The following is a 16,049-nucleotide window of genomic DNA, read 5'->3' on the forward strand; positions in this document are numbered from 1 at the left end:
GCGGGGGTCGGGCTCGGGCTCGCCGCGGGAGCGGGCGAGGCTGACGGCGACTGGGCAGGCGCCGGGCTTGCCAGTGCGATCGCCGCCAAAGGGAGCAGCGCGACCAGGGCCGCGCGGAGCGTGTTGATACGGTTCATTGGTAGTTCTCCATCCCCTTCCTCAGACGGCCGCGCGATCTGTCCCGGCGCGCGCGGTCCGCGAGGTGCGATATTCCTAACACGCGAGTTCTGCATTCGTCCCATGACAGATGTGTCATAGGGCCATTCAGACTGGCCTTCCGGCCACCACTCGCCATATAACCGGGCAGAATTTGGGAAAATCGATGAGCGCGCTCGCCAATCACGCATTCGCCAAGATGAACGGCATCGGCAACGAGATCGTCGTCGTCGACCTGCGCGATTCCAAGGCACAGGTTTCGGCTGAGGAAGCACGCGCCGTGGCCTCGCCGGCCGGAGCGCCCTATGACCAACTGATGGTGCTGCAGCCGCCGCGGCTCGACGGCACCGAGGCGTACATCACGATCTACAACAATGACGGCTCGGAGGCCGGGGCCTGCGGCAACGGCATGCGCTGCGTGGTGCGGCGGATCTTCGAGAAGACCGGCCAGACCACGGCGACGTTCCAGACCCGCGCCGGCCTGCTCAATTGCTGGCAGGGGCCGGCGCCCGATCTCTACACCGTCGACATGGGCGCGCCGAAGTTCGGCTGGCAGGACATTCCGCTGGCTGAGGAATTTCGCGACACCCGCTACATCGAGCTGCAGGTCGGGCCGATCGACAATCCGGTGCTGCATTCGCCCTCGGTGGTCTCGATGGGCAACCCGCATGCGGTGTTCTGGGTCGATGACGTCAACGCCTACGACCTCGAACGTTTCGGGCCGCTGCTGGAAAACCATCCGATCTTCCCGGAGCGCGCCAATATCACGCTGGCCCATATCGTCGATCGCGACCACATCACGATCCGCACCTGGGAGCGCGGCGCCGGCCTGACCCGGGCCTGCGGCTCGGCGGCCTGCGCGACGGCGGTGGCGGCGGCGCGGCTGAAGCGCGCCAACCGGATCGTCGAGATTACGCTGCCAGGCGGCAAGCTCGGCATCGAGTGGCGCGAGCGCGACGATCACGTGCTGATGACCGGCACCGCCGATTTCGAATATGAGGGCCGCTTCGATCCGGCGCTGTTCGCCAGCGTCGCTTAGAGCATGATCCGGAAAAGTGGAAACCGGTTTTCCGACGAGATCATGCTCGATCAAGGAGCCATGGGCGTCGACGTCGTCACCTTTGGCTGCCGCCTCAATGCATTCGAATCCGAAGTGATCCGCCGCGAGGCCGAGCAGGCGGGGGTTACCGACACCATCGTCATCAACAGTTGCGCCGTCACCAACGAGGCGGTGGCGCAGGCCCGGCAGTCGATCCGCAAATTGAAACGCGAGCGCCCCGAGGCGCGCATCGTGGTCACCGGTTGCGCGGCCCAGACGCAGGCCGAAATGTTCGCAGAGATGGCCGAGGTCGATCGCGTCGTCGGCAATGACGAGAAGATGCGCGGCGACGCCTGGCGCGCGACACGTTCAGCATTCGATATCGGCGCAAGCGAGAAGGTCGCGGTCGCCGACATCATGGCGGTGACCGAGATGGCGCCGCATCTGCTCGACGGATTCGAGCGCGGCCTGCCGCGGGTGTTCGTGCAGGTGCAGAACGGTTGCGACCATCGCTGCACCTTCTGCATCATCCCCTATGGCCGCGGCAATTCGCGCTCGGTGCCGATGGGCGCGGTGGTCGATCAGGTCCGCGCGCTGGTCGAGCGCGGCCATGCCGAGATCGTGCTGACCGGCGTCGATCTCACGAGCTACGGCGCCGACCTGCCGGGCGCGCCGAAGCTCGGTCAGTTGACCCGGCAGATCCTGCGTCATGTGCCCGAGCTGAAGCGGCTGCGCATCTCCTCGATCGATTCGATCGAGGCCGATCGCGACCTGCTCGATGTCATCGCCGACGATGCGCGGCTGATGCCGCATCTGCACCTGTCGCTGCAGTCCGGCGACGACATGATCCTGAAGCGGATGAAGCGCCGGCATTCCCGCCAGGACGCGATCGATTTCTGTGCGCAGGTGCGCCGGCTGCGGCCGGATATCGCCTTCGGCGCCGACATCATCGCCGGCTTTCCGACCGAGACCGAGGCGATGTTCGCGCGTTCGCTCGATCTGGTTGAACAATGCGATCTCACCTTCCTGCATGTGTTTCCTTATTCGAAGCGCCCCGGCACGCCGGCGGCGCGGATGCCGCAGGTCGAAGGCGGGGCGATCAGGGAGCGCGCGAAACGGTTGCGCGCGGCCGGCGAAGCCGCGCTGGTGCGTCGGCTCGCAGCCGAAGCCGGCGCGACGCGCGAAGTGCTGATCGAGAGCGAGCGGCAAGGCCGCACCGAACATTTCCTGCCGGTCGCGATCGATGGCGATGTGCCGGGCGCGGTGCGGCGGCTCACCGTGACAGGACATGACGGCGCGCGCCTCGTTGCATCGGACCGCTGAGACTTCATCTCCGTCGTCCTGGCGAAAGCCAGGACCCATTACCCCAATCGGTCATTGTTGTGCGACGCTCGGGCCACGATCCCGTTCATGATCCAATGCGGTGGTTATGGGTCCTGGCTTTCGCCAGGACGACGCGTGGGGAGAGCCGTGGACTCACGCTGATCACCCGCACGCGGGTGATGACACGGAACGAGCTGTTTGACAGGCTAAAGGAGAACCAGTCCCGCACATGACGCGCTCAGTGCGTGCGTCCGCCGGGCCTTGCAGGCTGCGCCGCGCGAACCTGCCAGAAGCGCAGCAGGCGATCGGCGTTTTCGCGCGTCATCTTCGTGAACTGGCCTTTCGCATGGGCGAGTTCGACGGGTCCCATGGAGCCGGTCGTGTAGCGGCATTCCATCACCGCGGCGGTGGTCTCCCAGCTCAGGCCGGCCGCGCGGCACGGCACCAGCAGGCCCTCGCTGCGCAGGCTTTGCATCAGCGAGCGGATCACCTCAATGCTCGACTGCGCGAGATCCGCCAGCGCCACGACGGTCTCTTCATATTTCCGCTGCCTGGCGAAGCCGAGCAAAGCGGCCTCGTCGAGCTCGCCGCTATCCCTGAGCTTCGCGACATGACGCCTGGCTGCGGTGAAATCTCGGACCTGCGACATGTCGCGTTCGACGCCGGCAGCGACCGCGGCGACCGCGTGCCGGATCTCCTCGAACAAGTACGGCGGGGCGCGCTCCAGCAGACGGCCGCGAACCTCTTCCGTTGCGCGGCGCAGCAGCTGAAGGCGGAGCTCCGACGGCAGGTCGGCGCGGATGCCGGTCTCGACGGCGAGGACCGGATCGTGCTCGGCCTGCGCGAGGATGACCGCAAATCCGTCCGGCGATACCTTGGCGCCGGGATTGTTGACCAGGCGGTGGCTCACACTGGCAAAGCGACGCGCCAGCAATGCGTCGGTGACGACTTCCTTCAGCCACCAGCGACCGGCGACGGCGAGCAGATGCTGCTCGCTCTTGGTCCGCGCGATCTCGATCAGATCGTCCGCGCTGAGCCGCGACGACTCCTGCAGGACCGGCCGCGCGATCCTGATCTCGTCATTGCCGGCGAGCCGGCGAATGATCGCGGGCGGCGCCTGGGTCACCGGTGCGAGCTGCTCGCTGATGTCGGTGAGCGCTATCCGGGCGCTGATGTCGGCAAGCGCCCGGAGCTCGATGGTCTTGACCAGACGATCAAGCACGTTGTCGAACAGCTCGACCTGTTCGCTGTTGAAGCTGCCGGCGGAGGCGAGGAAGAGGTCGGTGACGCGCTTGGCGGTCGCGATGCATTTTTCGGCGGAGCCGGCACGTATCGCCGCCTCGACCTCGTCGACAATTGCCTGCCCGGCAGTCAGCATTGCTCGTCCTGAGCCCGTCGTGATGCGCTTTTCTAAGCCGCCTGCAGGACTACCGGACGAGGCTGAAAGTTCCGTAAAGGATAATGGTCCGTAAAACCCCGGAGATCACTGGCCGATCCAGCCGCAGGCCCTGAGCCGCTGCCACATATGCTCCGGTGCCGGCGCAACCACATGGACCGGGTCCTTGTTGCGGGAAATCGGGATGCCGATTTCGCGGGAATGCAGATGGAGGGTCGGCTCGCCGAAGCGCGGACCGTTGCCATAGATATTGTCGCCGACGATCGGCCAGCCCATCGCTGATGAATGCACCCGCAGCTGATGGGTGCGGCCGGTGACCGGCTCCATCGCCAGCCAGGCGAGGCCCTCGCCGCGCCCCAGCACCTTCCAGTTGGTGATCGCCTTCTGCCCGTCCGGATCCGGCTTCTGCCACCAGCCGCGCTCGGCGTTGAGCCGGCCGAGCGGCATGTCGATGGTGCCTTCATCCTCGGCCGGGCCGCCCTCGACCACGGTCCAATACGTCTTCGAGATCTTGCTGTGCTTGAACAGCAGCCCGAGCGAGGCGGTCGCCTTGCGGTGGCGTCCCAGGACGAGGCAGCCGGAGGTGTCCTTGTCCAGTCGATGCGCCAGCACCGGCGGCCGCGGCAGGCCGAACCGCAACGCGTCGAAGGAGGCCTCCAGATTGGGGCCGCCCTTGGGGCCGCGATGCACCGGCATGCCGGCCGGCTTGTCGATCACCAGCATCAACCCGTCGCGGTGGAGCACCCGGCCCAGGATTTCTTCCGCGGTCAATTGGGGAACATCGATCAATTCGTCGAGACTTTCGTTTGTGAGCCGAAACGGCTAACACGTCCGCGCCATGAACGATACCACTGCAGGAACTCCAAAACAGAGCTGGTGGCAGCGCCTGAAAGGCGGCCTGAAGCGGACCTCGAGTTCGATCGGGACCGCGGTCGCGGACCTCGTCACCAAGCGCAAGCTCGATTCCGCCATGCTCGACGATATCGAGGATGTGCTGCTGCGCGCCGATCTCGGGACCGATGTCGCGGTTCGCATTGCGGAGGCGGTCGGCAAGGGCCGCTACGACAAGGCCATCTCCGCCGACGAGGTCAAGGACGTGGTTGCGACCGAGGTCGAGAAGGTGCTGGCGCCGGTGGCGAAGCCGCTCGAGATCGATGGCTCGAAGCAGCCGTTCGTCATCCTGGTCGTCGGCGTCAACGGCTCCGGCAAGACCACGACGATCGGCAAACTCTCCGCCAAATTTGCCGCCGAGGGCCGCAAGGTCATGCTGGCTGCCGGCGACACCTTCCGCGCCGCGGCGATCGAGCAGCTCAAGGTCTGGGGCGAGCGCACCAAATCGCCGGTCATTGCGGGCGCGCAAGGCTCGGATTCGGCAAGCCTCGCCTTCAGCGCGCTGACCGCGGCCAAGGAGCAGGCGCGCGACGTGCTGCTGATCGACACCGCCGGCCGGTTGCAGAACAAGTCCGAGCTGATGAACGAGCTCGAAAAGGTCGTGCGCGTCATCAAGAAGGTCGATGCATCGGCGCCGCACGCGGTGCTGCTCGTGCTCGACGCCACGGTGGGACAAAATGCGCTGTCGCAGGTCGAGGCGTTTCATCGTACGGCAGGCGTCACCGGCCTCGTGATGACCAAGCTTGACGGCACCGCACGCGGCGGCATCCTTGTTGCGCTGTCGGAGAAGCACAAGCTGCCGGTGCATTTCATCGGCGTCGGCGAAGGCGTCGAGGACCTCGCGCCCTTCACCGCAAAGGATTTTGCCAAGGCGATTGCCGGGATCGAGGCATGATCCCGAATATCATGCCTCAAACCAACACCGAGGGTTAATGGACAAGACCCAGCCACATCCGCTGTTCAAGCTTGCGACCGAGCTCGGGCCGCTGCTCGTGTTCTTCGTCGCGAACGCCAAGTACCACCTGTTCGTCGCCACGGCTGCGTTCATGGTGGCAATCGTCGCGGCGATGATCGCGTCCTATGTGGTAACGAAACACGTGCCCATCATGGCGCTGGTGACCGGCGCGATCGTGCTGGTGTTCGGCACCCTGACGCTGGTGCTGCACGACGAGACCTTCATCAAGGTCAAGCCGACCATCATCTACGGCCTGTTCGCGGCCGTGCTCGGCGGCGGGCTGCTGTTCGGCCGCTCCTTCATCGCCGTGATGTTCGACCAGATGTTCAATCTGACGCCGCAGGGCTGGCGCATCCTCACCATGCGCTGGGCGCTGTTCTTCGCCGGCATGGCCATCCTCAACGAGATCGTCTGGCGGACGCAGACCACGGATTTCTGGGTGAACTTCAAGGTGTTCGGCGTGACGCCGCTGACCATGATCTTCGCCATCGCCCAGATGCCGCTGACCAAGCGCTATCACCTTGAGCCGGTCTCGCTGGAAACCAGCGAGGCGGACGCCGGCGATTTGCGGAAGTAACGAGTCGTTATTTGGCCGTCATTGCGCGCGCAGCGAAGCAATCCATTGCGCGGCATATGCGGAAACGATGGATTGCTTCGCTGCGCTGGCGATGACGAGACGCGAGAGCTTCGACCTCTCCCCGTGAGAAACGGCGAGAGGTGAAGTCGATCGCCGTCAGCTCTTCTGCTTGGCGATGATCTTGTCCTTGATCTTGTCGTAGGTCACCTGCGGCAGGATGTTCTTCTGCACCAGTTCATCCTTGCCCTTGTAGGGGCGGCCCTTGATGATCGCGGCCGAGTAGGCCTTGCCGACGCCGGGCAGCGCGTCGAGCTGGTCGGCGCTGGCGCTGTTGACGTCGAGCAGGTCGTCCTTCGCCATCCCCGTCGTCTTCGCGTCGGGCGTCACGCCTCGGCGCGGGAGCCATCTTGTTGACTTCCGATTTGGCGGCGGGCGTGGCCGGCTGAACGCCCTGGGCCATCGACGGCGCGGCCGTCAGCATGCCGAGCGTAAGCGCGGTGGCGAGAAGTGAAGCGAGCGTGGTCTTGCGCATATGTCCCCTCCAGAGGAACGTTGATGTCAACGCCGCTGAGTTGGGGTTGCGTTCGTGGCGTTGCCGTGGCCGCGAAATGAACCGCAGATAAACCTGTCGAAGTATTTTGCCGCAGGCATTTTCGCTCGCCGTTCAGCAGCGGTTCACGGCACCGCTGAATGACGAAGCGCTTACTGTCCGGCGTGCAGCGCTTTCTCGATCTCGGCCTTCAGCACGCTGTTGACGTTGTCGGGCGTCACCGGGCCGACCAGCTTGTAGACGATCTTGCCCTCGCGCCCGACCAGAAAGGTCTCGGGCACGCCGTAGACGCCCCATTCGATCGAGGCGCGGCCGTTGCCGTCGACGCCGACGATGCCGAACGGATTGCCGTAGCGGCCGAGGAAGCGCCGCGCATTCTCGGGCGAGTCCTTGTAGTTGATGCCGATGATCTGGAAACGCTTGTCCTTGCCGAGCTCGGTCAGCAGCGGCGCCTCGTCATGGCAGGGCACGCACCAGGACGCCCAGACGTTGACGACCGAGACCTTGCCCTTGAACGCGGCGGGGTCGAGGCCGGGGACAGGCGCACCGTCCCGTATCAGGCCGTCGAGCGCCGGGAGTGTGGTCTGCGGCGCCGGCCGTCCGATCAGCGCCGACGGGATTTTAGAGGGATCGCCGCCATAGAGCCGCAGCAGGAACAGCCCGGCGAGGCCGAGGAAGATCACGAGCGGCAACACCACCAGCAGGCGGCGGGCTTGCGGCGGGCTGTTGGTCGCCTGCTCGCTCATCTGATATCCGCCGCGCTGCGGCCGGAGCGGCGCGTGATGCCGCTGGCCTCGATTTCCCTGAGGCGCCCCTGCTGGCGGCGATAGTCGGCGATGATCCAGACGATCAGGAGCAGCACCACTGCGGCGACCAGCGCATAGGACGTCACGATGAAGGAAGCGTAGGGACCAAGCGACATCGTCAAGCCGCTCCAATTTCTTTCGATGCGCCTGCTTCACGCGAGCCGGCCCCCGGCTCGCTGATGAACGAGACGCGGCTGGCCTGCATCATCTGCAGGCTGCGCACGCGCCGGCGCAGGATCTCGTTGCGCATTGCCGCGAGGTGCAGGGTGATGAAGAGCAGCGAAAACGCGATCGCCATCACCAAGAGCGGCCACAGGAACGCCTTGTCGAGCGTCGAGCCGCCCATGCGCAGCACGGAAGCCGGTTGATGCAGCGTGTTCCACCAGTCGACCGAGAACTTGATGATCGGAATGTTGATCGCGCCGACCAGTGTGAGGACCGCCGCCGCCCGTGCCGCGCGCGAGGGGTCCTCGACCGCGCGCCACAGCGCGATCAGGCCGAGATACATCAGGAACAGGATCAGGACCGAGGTCAGCCGCGCATCCCACTCCCAGTAAGTGCCCCACATCGGCCGGCCCCACAGCGAGCCGGTGACCAGCGCCAGGAAGGTGAAGGCGGCCCCGATCGGCGCCGCGGCCTTCGCCGCGACGTCGGCCAGCGGATGCCGCCACACCAGCGTGCCGAGCGCGGCCACGCTCATCACGCCCCAGACGAACATCGACAGCCACGCATTCGGGACGTGGATGAACATGATCTTCACCGTGGCGCCCTGCTGGTAGTCGTCCGGCGCCATTGCCGACTGGTAGAGTCCGATCGCGAGCAGGATCGCGGTTGCGCCCGCGAGCCACGGCAGGATCCGCGCGGTCAGCGCCAGAAACCTGGTCGGGTTGGCGAGGTCGGTCAGCGTCTCGGTCAGCTTCATGGCACCCTGATAGTCGTCCGATGTGTCACAAGCAATTGGCGGAATTCCCCTCGGCAAGAATTGATCTGGCTCATATCAATCCAGCCCGTGCCGCAGGCTCGCGGCGGCGGCAAACGGGCCGATCACCAGGCTGGCGAGCGACAGCGCGCAGAGGATCGAGAACGGTGTTCCAAACGGAAGCGGGCCCGAGATCACCGCCTGCGAGGCCGCAACGCCGAAGATCAGCACCGGGATCGACAGCGGCAGCACCAGCACCGCCAGCAACAGCCCGCCGCGATGCAGCGTCACCGCCAATGCGGCGCCGATCATGCCGGTGAAGGTCAGCGCCGGTGTTCCCGCCAAGAGGGTCGCCGCGACCGCCAATGTCGCCGTGCCGTCGAGATTGAGCAGCAGGCCGAGCACGGGTGTGGCGATGATCAGCGGCAGGCCGGCGGCGATCCAGTGCGCCAGCGCCTTGGCCGCGCAAGCGAGTTCCAGCGGCGTCCGGCTCATCACGATCAGGTCGAGCGAGCCGTCCTCGTGATCGGCTGTGAACAGCCGGTCGAGCGTGAGCAGGCTCGCCAGCAGCGCGCCGAGCCAGAGGATGGCGGGGCCGAGCCGCGACAGCAGCGCCAGATCGGGGCCGACCGCAAACGGCATCAGCACCGTGACGGTGAGGAAGAACAGCACCCCGATCAGCGCGCCGCCGCCGACGCGGAGCGCGATGCGGATGTCGCGGCGGATCAATGCGGAGAGAGCGCTCATGCCGGCGCTCCCATCCGCAAATCGCGCGCTTCGATGCCGAGCGGTAGATGGGTTGCGGCGACGATCAGGCCGCCGCCGGCGAGATGATCGCGCATCAGGGCGACGAACAGCGCCTGTCCGGCCGTATCGAGCGCCGATGTCGGCTCGTCCAGCAGCCAGACCGGCCGCCGCACCGAGAGCAGGCGCGCGATCGAGAGGCGGCGGCGCTGGCCGGCCGAGAGGTAGGCCGCCGGCAGGTGCGCGGCGTGGTCGAGCCCTACGGCGGCAAGGCAGCGGCCGGCATCCTGCGTCTCGCCGCCGAGGAATTCCCGCCAGAAGGAAAGATTTTCCATAACGCTCAGCGCCGGCTTCAGCGCGTCGCGGTGGCCGAGATAGTGGGCCTGCTCGGGCAGGCTGAGTTCGGCGTCGCCGCCTTCGAGCGCGACCGTCCCTTCGGCTGGAACCAAGAGCCCGGCGAGGACGCGGAGCAGTGAGGTCTTGCCCGCACCATTGGGGCCGGTGACGGCAAGCGCCTCACCGGCTGTGGCCGCCAGATCGAGGTCGGAAAACACCTCGCGCCCGCCGCGCACGCATTTCAGATTTCGTCCTGAGAGCCGCATGGTTCGTCTTGTCACAGCCCTCTGAAATCTTTCGCTACCGCGTGAGAATTTTTGGGTCGCGCACTGCCGCCGCACGCTTGTCGGTGTGGCGGTGCTTCTAGAAAGGTTCTATAAGCCCGGAACTTGATGCAGCACACACAATCGGCGGCCGCAACCCACCCTCCGGGCCATCCCTCGGCCAGTGTCGTTCGCCGGTGTTTAGTTACCCTTGCCGGGTATAACTGAGAATTGGGATTCCTCGTATGACCTCACTCGACAGCTTCAAATGCCGCAAGACCATGAAGGTCGGCGCCAAGTCCTACGTCTATTACAGCCTGCCCTTGGCAGAGAAGAACGGACTGAAGGGTATTTCGAAGCTGCCGTACTCGATGAAGGTTCTGCTCGAGAACCTGCTGCGCAACGAGGACGGCCGCACGGTCAAGAAGGAAGACATCGTCGCGGTGTCGAAGTGGCTGAAGAAGCGCCAGCTCGAGCATGAAATCGCCTTCCGCCCGGCGCGCGTCCTGATGCAGGATTTCACCGGCGTTCCGGCGGTGGTCGATCTCGCGGCGATGCGCAACGCGATGCAGAACCTCGGCGGCGATGCCGAGAAGATCAACCCGCTGGTGCCCGTCGATCTCGTCATCGACCATTCGGTGATCGTCAACTTCTTCGGTGACAACAAGGCGTTCGGCAAGAACGTCACCGAGGAATACAAGCAGAACCAGGAACGCTACGAGTTCCTGAAGTGGGGCCAGAAGGCGTTCTCGAACTTCTCGGTGGTGCCGCCCGGCACCGGCATCTGCCACCAGGTCAATCTGGAATATCTCGCGCAGACGGTGTGGACCAAGAAGGAGAAGATGACGGTCGGCAAGAAGACCGGCACCTTCGAGGTCGCCTATCCCGACTCGCTCGTCGGCACCGACTCGCACACCACGATGGTCAACGGCCTCGCCGTGCTCGGCTGGGGCGTCGGCGGCATCGAGGCCGAGGCCTGCATGCTCGGCCAGCCGCTGTCGATGCTGCTGCCTGAGGTCGTGGGCTTCAAGCTCAAGGGCCAGCTCAAGGAAGGCGTCACGGCGACCGACCTCGTGCTCACCGTCACCCAGATGCTGCGCAAGCTCGGCGTGGTCGGCAAGTTCGTCGAGTTCTTCGGCCCCGGCCTCGACTTCCTGTCGGTCGCGGACAAGGCGACGATCGGCAACATGGCGCCCGAATATGGTGCGACCTGCGGCTTCTTCCCGGTCGACGCCGCGACCATCGATTATTTGAAGACCTCCGGCCGCAAGGCCGATCGCGTCAAGCTGGTGCAGGCCTATGCCAAGGCGCAGGGCTTGTTCCGCACCGCCAAGTCGGCCGATCCGGTGTTCACCACCACGCTGACGCTCGACCTCGGCGACGTCGTGCCGTCGATGGCCGGACCGAAGCGCCCTGAAGGCCGCATCGCGCTGCCCGCGGTGTCGACCGGTTTCGCGACCGCGCTGGTCGGCGAATACAAGAAGCCTGAAGGTGAGCAGAAGCGCTTCGCGGTCGAGGGCCGCGACTTCGATCTCGGCCATGGCGACGTCGTGATCGCGGCGATCACCTCCTGCACCAACACCTCGAACCCGAGCGTGCTGATCGGCGCCGGCCTGCTGGCGCGCAAGGCAGCCGCCAAGGGCCTGAAGGCCAAGCCGTGGGTGAAGACCTCGCTCGCCCCCGGCAGCCAGGTGGTGGCGGAATATCTCGCCAATTCCGGCCTGCAGGCCGATCTCGACAAGGTCGGCTTCAATCTGGTCGGCTTCGGCTGCACGACCTGCATCGGCAACTCCGGCCCGCTGCCGGAAGAGATCTCGAAGTCGATCAACGAGAACGGCATCGTTGCCGCCGCGGTGCTCTCCGGTAACCGCAACTTCGAAGGCCGCGTCTCGCCCGACGTGCAGGCGAACTACCTCGCCTCGCCGCCGCTGGTCGTCGCGCATGCGCTTGCCGGCACCGTGACCAAGGATCTCGCAGTCGAGCCGCTCGGCATCGGCAAGGACGGCAAGCCGGTGTTCCTCAAGGATATCTGGCCGACCGCCAAGGAGATCAACACCTTCATGAAGAAGTACGTCACCGCGACGATCTTCAAGAAGAAGTACGCCGACGTGTTCAAGGGCGATACCAACTGGCGCAAGATCAAGACCACGGAAAGCGAGACCTATCGCTGGAACATGAGCTCGACCTATGTGCAGAACCCGCCCTATTTCGAAGGCATGAAGAAGCAGCCCGACCCGGTCACCGACGTGGTCGACGCGCGCATCCTCGCGATGTTCGGCGACAAGATCACCACCGACCACATCTCGCCGGCCGGTTCGATCAAGCTGACCTCGCCCGCCGGCAAGTTCCTCAGCGAGCACCAGGTGCGCCCCGCCGACTTCAACCAGTACGGCACGCGGCGCGGCAACCATGAAGTGATGATGCGCGGCACCTTCGCCAACATCCGCATCAAGAACTTCATGCTGAAGGGCGCCGACGGCAATATTCCGGAAGGCGGATTGACCAAGCACTGGCCCGACGGCGAGCAGATGTCGATCTACGATGCCGCGATGAAGTATCAGGCGGAAGGCGTGCCGCTGGTGGTGTTCGCCGGCGCCGAATACGGCAACGGCTCGTCGCGCGACTGGGCCGCGAAGGGCACGCGTCTGCTCGGCGTGCGTGCGGTGATCTGCCAGAGCTTCGAGCGCATCCATCGCTCCAACCTGGTCGGCATGGGCGTGCTTCCGCTCACCTTCCATGAAGGCACGTCGTGGTCCTCGCTCGGCCTGAAGGGCGACGAGAAGGTCACGATCCGCGGGCTGCAGGGCGACCTGAAGCCGCGCCAGACGCTGAACGCCGAGATCGTCTCCGCCGACGGCGGCAAGCGGGATGTCCCGCTGCTCTGCCGCATCGATACGCTGGACGAGCTCGACTACTATCGCAACGGCGGCATCCTGCACTACGTGCTGCGCAAACTCGCGGCCTAAAGGGCCTTTTGTCGGAGCATGGTCCATTCGAGCCATGCTCCAACGCGGATTTGTGATCGGTGCCTCACTGCTTAGTGAGTAGCGGCTAAAAAGAAGGCGGCCTATGAAAAAGGCCGCTTTCTCGCGTTTTGGGGCACGCAAGTTCAGGGACAGACTTCATGCTCCGTACAATTACGGATGGAAATCATCACGACCGGTTCGCAGTATGACAGCGATGATGGCCTATAACTCGATTTCGCGATGGTCCAGCGCGCTCGGTATCTGCGCGATCGTCGCAATCATCCGCCCCGCTCACGCCGATCCGCGTGCAGTCGTCGAACTCTTCACCTCGCAGGGATGCTCATCCTGTCCGCCCGCGGACAAGATCATCGGTGATCTCGCAAAGGACCCCAACGTCATCGCGCTGAGCATGCCGATCGACTATTGGGACTATCTCGGCTGGAAGGACACGCTGGCCGATTCCCGCTTCAGCGCGCGCCAGAAAGCCTATTCCCACATGCGCGGCGATCGCGACGTCTACACGCCGCAGGCCGTGATCAACGGCTCCGCGCATGTGATCGGCAGCGATCGCGCCGGCATCGAGGACGCCATCAAGAGCACCGAGAAGAGCGGCACCGTGATGTCGGTGCCGGTGACGATGACGCTGACCGGCAAGCAGATCAACGTGTCGGTTGCTGCGTCGAAGTCGCCCGCGGTGTCGCGTGGCGAAGTCTGGATCTGCTCGATCTCGAAGTCGGTGCCGATCTCGATCTCGCGCGGCGAGAACCGCGGCCACGAGATCACCTACCACAACGTGGTGCGCAATCTCCTGAAGGTCGGTGACTGGAACGGCTCGTCCGGCAGCTGGACCGTGCCGCTGGAGAACATCACGCGCGATGGCGTCGATGCCGCGGCGGTGTACGTCCAGGACGGCAATCGCGACAAGCCGGGCCCGATGCTCGGCGCCGCATTCACCTCGCTTCACTAGCGCGTTGCTGCGCTAGCTGCCGGCAGACGCGTCGTTCGGCCGCGCGCATCGTCGCGCAGCCTTGCGCGGCGGCAAACATGCACACTGTGATTTGGTGAAGCGAAAGCGTTGAAGCTTTGCGCGCGCCGCTCGGTCACGCGGAGATGGGCAGGCCCCAAAAACAAAAAGGACCAACTTTCGTTGGCCCAGTGTTGGGATTTAACTCCCCTGCGAACAGGCCCGATCCCGACGGCCCCGGGGGGCTGGGGGCTGAGGAATCCGGAACCGAAAGGACCGGGCCAACGCAGGATTATCTTTTCGCAGGGCAGCGGGGCAGGCGATGGGCGGAAGTGGGGCAGCAATATGATTCCGCTAACGTTCCCGTGAGTCTTCGGTTTTCCGGACAATCCGCCGCGCCTGAGCGTGGTTAAGGCCTGGTTGCGTTGCGAATGGCCCCTTGCAGGCCTCCTCGCTTAGCGCAATCATGTCACTCTCGTGACGATCCCGAAGCAGGGGGCACCGGCCTTCGGATCCCGATCGTCACCGGGATGACAGGAGGCGCTCGATGAGTTTGATCTCGGAGGACACCGATCCGAGCGGGAGTCGTGCCGCGGCGCGCCCCGCCGCCGCGACCCCTCAACCCAACCGCGTGACATTCAATCGACTTGAGCTCAACCGCATTCTCAATCTCTACGGCCGCATGGTCGCCGACGGCGAGTGGCGAGACTATGCGATCGACTTCCTGAAGGACCGTGCCGTGTTCTCGGTGTTCCGGCGCGCGTCCGAAATGCCGATCTACCGGATCGAGAAGGATCCCCGTCTGGCGCGCAAGCAGGGCATGTACAGCGTGATTTCGGCGACCGGACTGATCCTGCGTCGTGGCCACGAACTCGAGCGCGTGCTGTTCGTGATCGACCGCAAGCTGTCGCTGGTGTAGCGAGGCGAATTCGACGCCTGTAGCCCGGATGGAGCGGAGCGTAATCGCGGTTTTGCGACGCGAATGGCCTTGTCCCGGATTTCGTGGAGCCTGTCATCGGGTGCGCGTTCGCGCGACCCGTTGGCTCGATCCGGGCTACGGGTTCGCATCCCGCAAAAGCCGGCGCAAAACAAAAGCCCCGGCCGGGTGGCCGGGGCTCAGATCGATTGCCTTGCTCGCGGCGCTTAGTCGCGCTGGCCGAGCAGCTGCAGCAGCAGCGTGAACAGGTTGATGAAGTTCAGGTAGAGCGACAGCGCACCAGTGATTGCCGCACGCTCTGCCATCACGCCGCCCTGCGAGGCGTAGCCGTAGATGTAGTCGTTCTTCAGCCGCTGGGTGTCCCAAGCGGTGAGGCCCGCGAACACCAGCACGCCGACCACCGAGACGATGAACTGCAGCGCCGAGCTCGCCAGGAACAGGTTGACCAGGCTCGCGATGATGATGCCGATCAGGCCCATGAACAGGAACGAGCCCATGCCGCTCATGTCACGCTTGGTGGTGTAGCCGTAGAGGCTGAGCGCACCGAACGTCGCCGCGGTGATGAAGAACACGCGCACGATCGAGGTGTGCGTGTACACCAGGAAGATCGACGACAGCGACAGGCCCATCAGCGCCGAGAACACCCAGAACAACAGCTGGGCGGTCGCAGGCTGCAGGCGGTTGATGCCGGCCGAGATGACGAACACCATCGCCAGAGGGGCGAGGATGAACAGCCATTTCAGCGGGCTCACGAACATCGCGTAGCCGAACTGCGTCAGATAGGCATTGCCAAACTTGGCGACGGCGGCCGACTGGTCGGTGGTCACCGCGCCCATGTAGACGCCGAGCGCGGCCAAGCCGGTGATGGCGAGGCCGATGCTCATGTAGTTGTAGATGCGCAGCATGTAGGCGCGCAGACCGGCGTCGACGGCCGCAGCGTCAATGCGCCCGGCGGCCCGGCCGAAAGGAGAAGCGTAATTGCGGTCTAGGTCCGACATGGTCGAATTCCCGTGGTTGGTCCCGGTGGAGCGCAAGGGATTTGCGGCGCCGGTTATAAATCTATCTCAGATGGCGCGGTTTGCGGAGCATTAATTCCGTGTCATTCAAACCGACTATCCGACCCGATTGGTATGTGGGAAATTAACACATCCGACGCAAGCTTCCACGCGCGGCCGAATGTCGCTCTGGCCTAGCATGATAGGCAAAAACGGCGCTTTCGCCGCTACA

General features: G+C 64.9%; 15 protein-coding genes and 1 pseudogene. 7 read left to right on the forward strand and 9 right to left on the reverse strand.

Going from position 1 to position 16,049, the window contains the following annotated elements; genetic code table 11:
- Positions 1 to 322: 322 nt before the first annotated feature.
- Together dapF and mtaB are read left to right on the forward strand one after the other, a co-directional pair.
- Complete coding sequence (dapF, locus tag ALC15_RS30120) at positions 323 to 1,195, forward strand: diaminopimelate epimerase (RefSeq protein WP_050630431.1); 873 nt, start codon at positions 323 to 325, stop codon at positions 1,193 to 1,195.
- 60 nt (positions 1,196 to 1,255) lie between these two features.
- Positions 1,256 to 2,518, forward strand: coding sequence for a tRNA (N(6)-L-threonylcarbamoyladenosine(37)-C(2))-methylthiotransferase MtaB (mtaB, locus tag ALC15_RS30125; RefSeq protein ID WP_050630432.1), 1,263 nt, complete (start codon positions 1,256 to 1,258; stop codon positions 2,516 to 2,518).
- 238 nt (positions 2,519 to 2,756) lie between these two features.
- Here the strand turns inward: mtaB and ALC15_RS30130 are convergent, their stop codons facing one another.
- Together ALC15_RS30130 and ALC15_RS30135 are read right to left on the reverse strand one after the other, a co-directional pair.
- On the reverse strand, positions 2,757 to 3,896 hold the full coding sequence (locus ALC15_RS30130) for a DUF2336 domain-containing protein (protein ID WP_050630433.1): 1,140 nt from the start codon (positions 3,894 to 3,896) through the stop codon (positions 2,757 to 2,759).
- A 105-nt stretch (positions 3,897 to 4,001) separates the two neighbouring features.
- Positions 4,002 to 4,703 carry an RluA family pseudouridine synthase gene (locus tag ALC15_RS30135; RefSeq protein ID WP_050630434.1) on the reverse strand — a complete coding sequence of 234 codons (702 nt, stop codon included), beginning with the start codon at positions 4,701 to 4,703 and terminating at the stop codon, positions 4,002 to 4,004.
- A gap of 49 nt (positions 4,704 to 4,752) precedes the next feature.
- Here ALC15_RS30135 and ftsY point away from each other — a divergent pair, with 49 nt between their 5' ends.
- Positions 4,753 to 5,700, forward strand: coding sequence for a signal recognition particle-docking protein FtsY (gene ftsY / locus ALC15_RS30140; protein ID WP_050630435.1), 948 nt, complete (start codon positions 4,753 to 4,755; stop codon positions 5,698 to 5,700).
- Between the two features lie 37 nt (positions 5,701 to 5,737).
- Positions 5,738 to 6,337, forward strand: coding sequence for a septation protein A (locus tag ALC15_RS30145; protein WP_021078806.1), 600 nt, complete (start codon positions 5,738 to 5,740; stop codon positions 6,335 to 6,337).
- Between the two features lie 156 nt (positions 6,338 to 6,493).
- Here the strand turns inward: ALC15_RS30145 and ALC15_RS30150 are convergent.
- The 6 genes and pseudogenes from ALC15_RS30150 to ccmA all read right to left on the reverse strand — a co-directional run bounded on the left by ALC15_RS30150 (position 6,494) and on the right by ccmA (position 9,958).
- Positions 6,494 to 6,869 (reverse strand): annotated as a pseudogene (locus ALC15_RS30150) (ComEA family DNA-binding protein).
- A 170-nt stretch (positions 6,870 to 7,039) separates the two neighbouring features.
- Positions 7,040 to 7,633, reverse strand: coding sequence for a DsbE family thiol:disulfide interchange protein (locus tag ALC15_RS30155; protein WP_050630436.1), 594 nt, complete (start codon positions 7,631 to 7,633; stop codon positions 7,040 to 7,042).
- Positions 7,630 to 7,809, reverse strand: a complete 180-nt coding sequence (gene ccmD, locus ALC15_RS30160) for a heme exporter protein CcmD (RefSeq protein ID WP_200914705.1) — start codon at positions 7,807 to 7,809, stop codon at positions 7,630 to 7,632. Before ccmD ends, ALC15_RS30155 begins: the two co-directional genes overlap by 4 nt.
- 2 nt (positions 7,810 to 7,811) lie before the next feature.
- Positions 7,812 to 8,615 carry a heme ABC transporter permease gene (locus ALC15_RS30165; protein WP_050630438.1) on the reverse strand — a complete coding sequence of 268 codons (804 nt, stop codon included), beginning with the start codon at positions 8,613 to 8,615 and terminating at the stop codon, positions 7,812 to 7,814.
- A 75-nt stretch (positions 8,616 to 8,690) separates the two neighbouring features.
- Positions 8,691 to 9,359, reverse strand: a complete 669-nt coding sequence (gene ccmB, locus ALC15_RS30170) for a heme exporter protein CcmB (RefSeq protein WP_050630439.1) — start codon at positions 9,357 to 9,359, stop codon at positions 8,691 to 8,693.
- Positions 9,356 to 9,958, reverse strand: a complete 603-nt coding sequence (ccmA, locus tag ALC15_RS30175) for a heme ABC exporter ATP-binding protein CcmA (RefSeq protein WP_050630440.1) — start codon at positions 9,956 to 9,958, stop codon at positions 9,356 to 9,358. The genes ccmB and ccmA overlap by 4 nt, the downstream gene beginning before the upstream one ends.
- Positions 9,959 to 10,200: 242 nt before the next feature.
- Between ccmA and acnA the strand changes: the two genes are divergently transcribed.
- The 3 genes from acnA to ALC15_RS30190 all read left to right on the forward strand — a co-directional run bounded on the left by acnA (position 10,201) and on the right by ALC15_RS30190 (position 14,804).
- Positions 10,201 to 12,921: an aconitate hydratase AcnA gene (gene acnA, locus ALC15_RS30180; RefSeq protein WP_050630441.1), complete on the forward strand. Its 2,721-nt coding sequence runs from the start codon at positions 10,201 to 10,203 to the stop codon at positions 12,919 to 12,921.
- A gap of 205 nt (positions 12,922 to 13,126) precedes the next feature.
- A complete protein-coding gene (locus ALC15_RS30185; RefSeq protein ID WP_050630442.1) occupies positions 13,127 to 13,888 on the forward strand; it encodes a DUF1223 domain-containing protein in 762 nt (253 codons plus the stop codon).
- A gap of 544 nt (positions 13,889 to 14,432) precedes the next feature.
- Positions 14,433 to 14,804, forward strand: a complete 372-nt coding sequence (locus tag ALC15_RS30190) for a DUF2794 domain-containing protein (protein WP_050400886.1) — start codon at positions 14,433 to 14,435, stop codon at positions 14,802 to 14,804.
- A gap of 224 nt (positions 14,805 to 15,028) precedes the next feature.
- Here the strand turns inward: ALC15_RS30190 and ALC15_RS30195 are convergent, their stop codons facing one another.
- Positions 15,029 to 15,820, reverse strand: coding sequence for a Bax inhibitor-1/YccA family protein (locus tag ALC15_RS30195; RefSeq protein WP_021078796.1), 792 nt, complete (start codon positions 15,818 to 15,820; stop codon positions 15,029 to 15,031).
- Positions 15,821 to 16,049: the final 229 nt, after the last annotated feature.

Origin of the sequence: Bradyrhizobium viridifuturi, assembly GCF_001238275.1 — a bacterium.
GTDB lineage: Bacteria > Pseudomonadota > Alphaproteobacteria > Rhizobiales > Xanthobacteraceae > Bradyrhizobium > Bradyrhizobium viridifuturi.

Bases quoted from the DNA above. Each gene is read 5' to 3' on its own strand.
- dapF (WP_050630431.1), top strand. From the start codon at position 323: ATGAGCGCGCTCGCCAATCACGCATTCGCCAAGATGAACGGCATCGGC.
- mtaB (WP_050630432.1), top strand. From the start codon at position 1,256: ATGGGCGTCGACGTCGTCACCTTTGGCTGCCGCCTCAATGCATTCGAA.
- ALC15_RS30130 (WP_050630433.1), bottom strand. From the start codon at position 3,896: ATGCTGACTGCCGGGCAGGCAATTGTCGACGAGGTCGAGGCGGCGATA.
- ftsY (WP_050630435.1), top strand. From the start codon at position 4,753: ATGAACGATACCACTGCAGGAACTCCAAAACAGAGCTGGTGGCAGCGC.
- ALC15_RS30145 (WP_021078806.1), top strand. From the start codon at position 5,738: ATGGACAAGACCCAGCCACATCCGCTGTTCAAGCTTGCGACCGAGCTC.
- ALC15_RS30155 (WP_050630436.1), bottom strand. From the start codon at position 7,633: ATGAGCGAGCAGGCGACCAACAGCCCGCCGCAAGCCCGCCGCCTGCTG.
- ccmD (WP_200914705.1), bottom strand. From the start codon at position 7,809: ATGTCGCTTGGTCCCTACGCTTCCTTCATCGTGACGTCCTATGCGCTG.
- ALC15_RS30165 (WP_050630438.1), bottom strand. From the start codon at position 8,615: ATGAAGCTGACCGAGACGCTGACCGACCTCGCCAACCCGACCAGGTTT.
- ccmB (WP_050630439.1), bottom strand. From the start codon at position 9,359: ATGAGCGCTCTCTCCGCATTGATCCGCCGCGACATCCGCATCGCGCTC.
- ccmA (WP_050630440.1), bottom strand. From the start codon at position 9,958: ATGCGGCTCTCAGGACGAAATCTGAAATGCGTGCGCGGCGGGCGCGAG.
- acnA (WP_050630441.1), top strand. From the start codon at position 10,201: ATGACCTCACTCGACAGCTTCAAATGCCGCAAGACCATGAAGGTCGGC.
- ALC15_RS30185 (WP_050630442.1), top strand. From the start codon at position 13,127: ATGACAGCGATGATGGCCTATAACTCGATTTCGCGATGGTCCAGCGCG.
- ALC15_RS30190 (WP_050400886.1), top strand. From the start codon at position 14,433: ATGAGTTTGATCTCGGAGGACACCGATCCGAGCGGGAGTCGTGCCGCG.
- ALC15_RS30195 (WP_021078796.1), bottom strand. From the start codon at position 15,820: ATGTCGGACCTAGACCGCAATTACGCTTCTCCTTTCGGCCGGGCCGCC.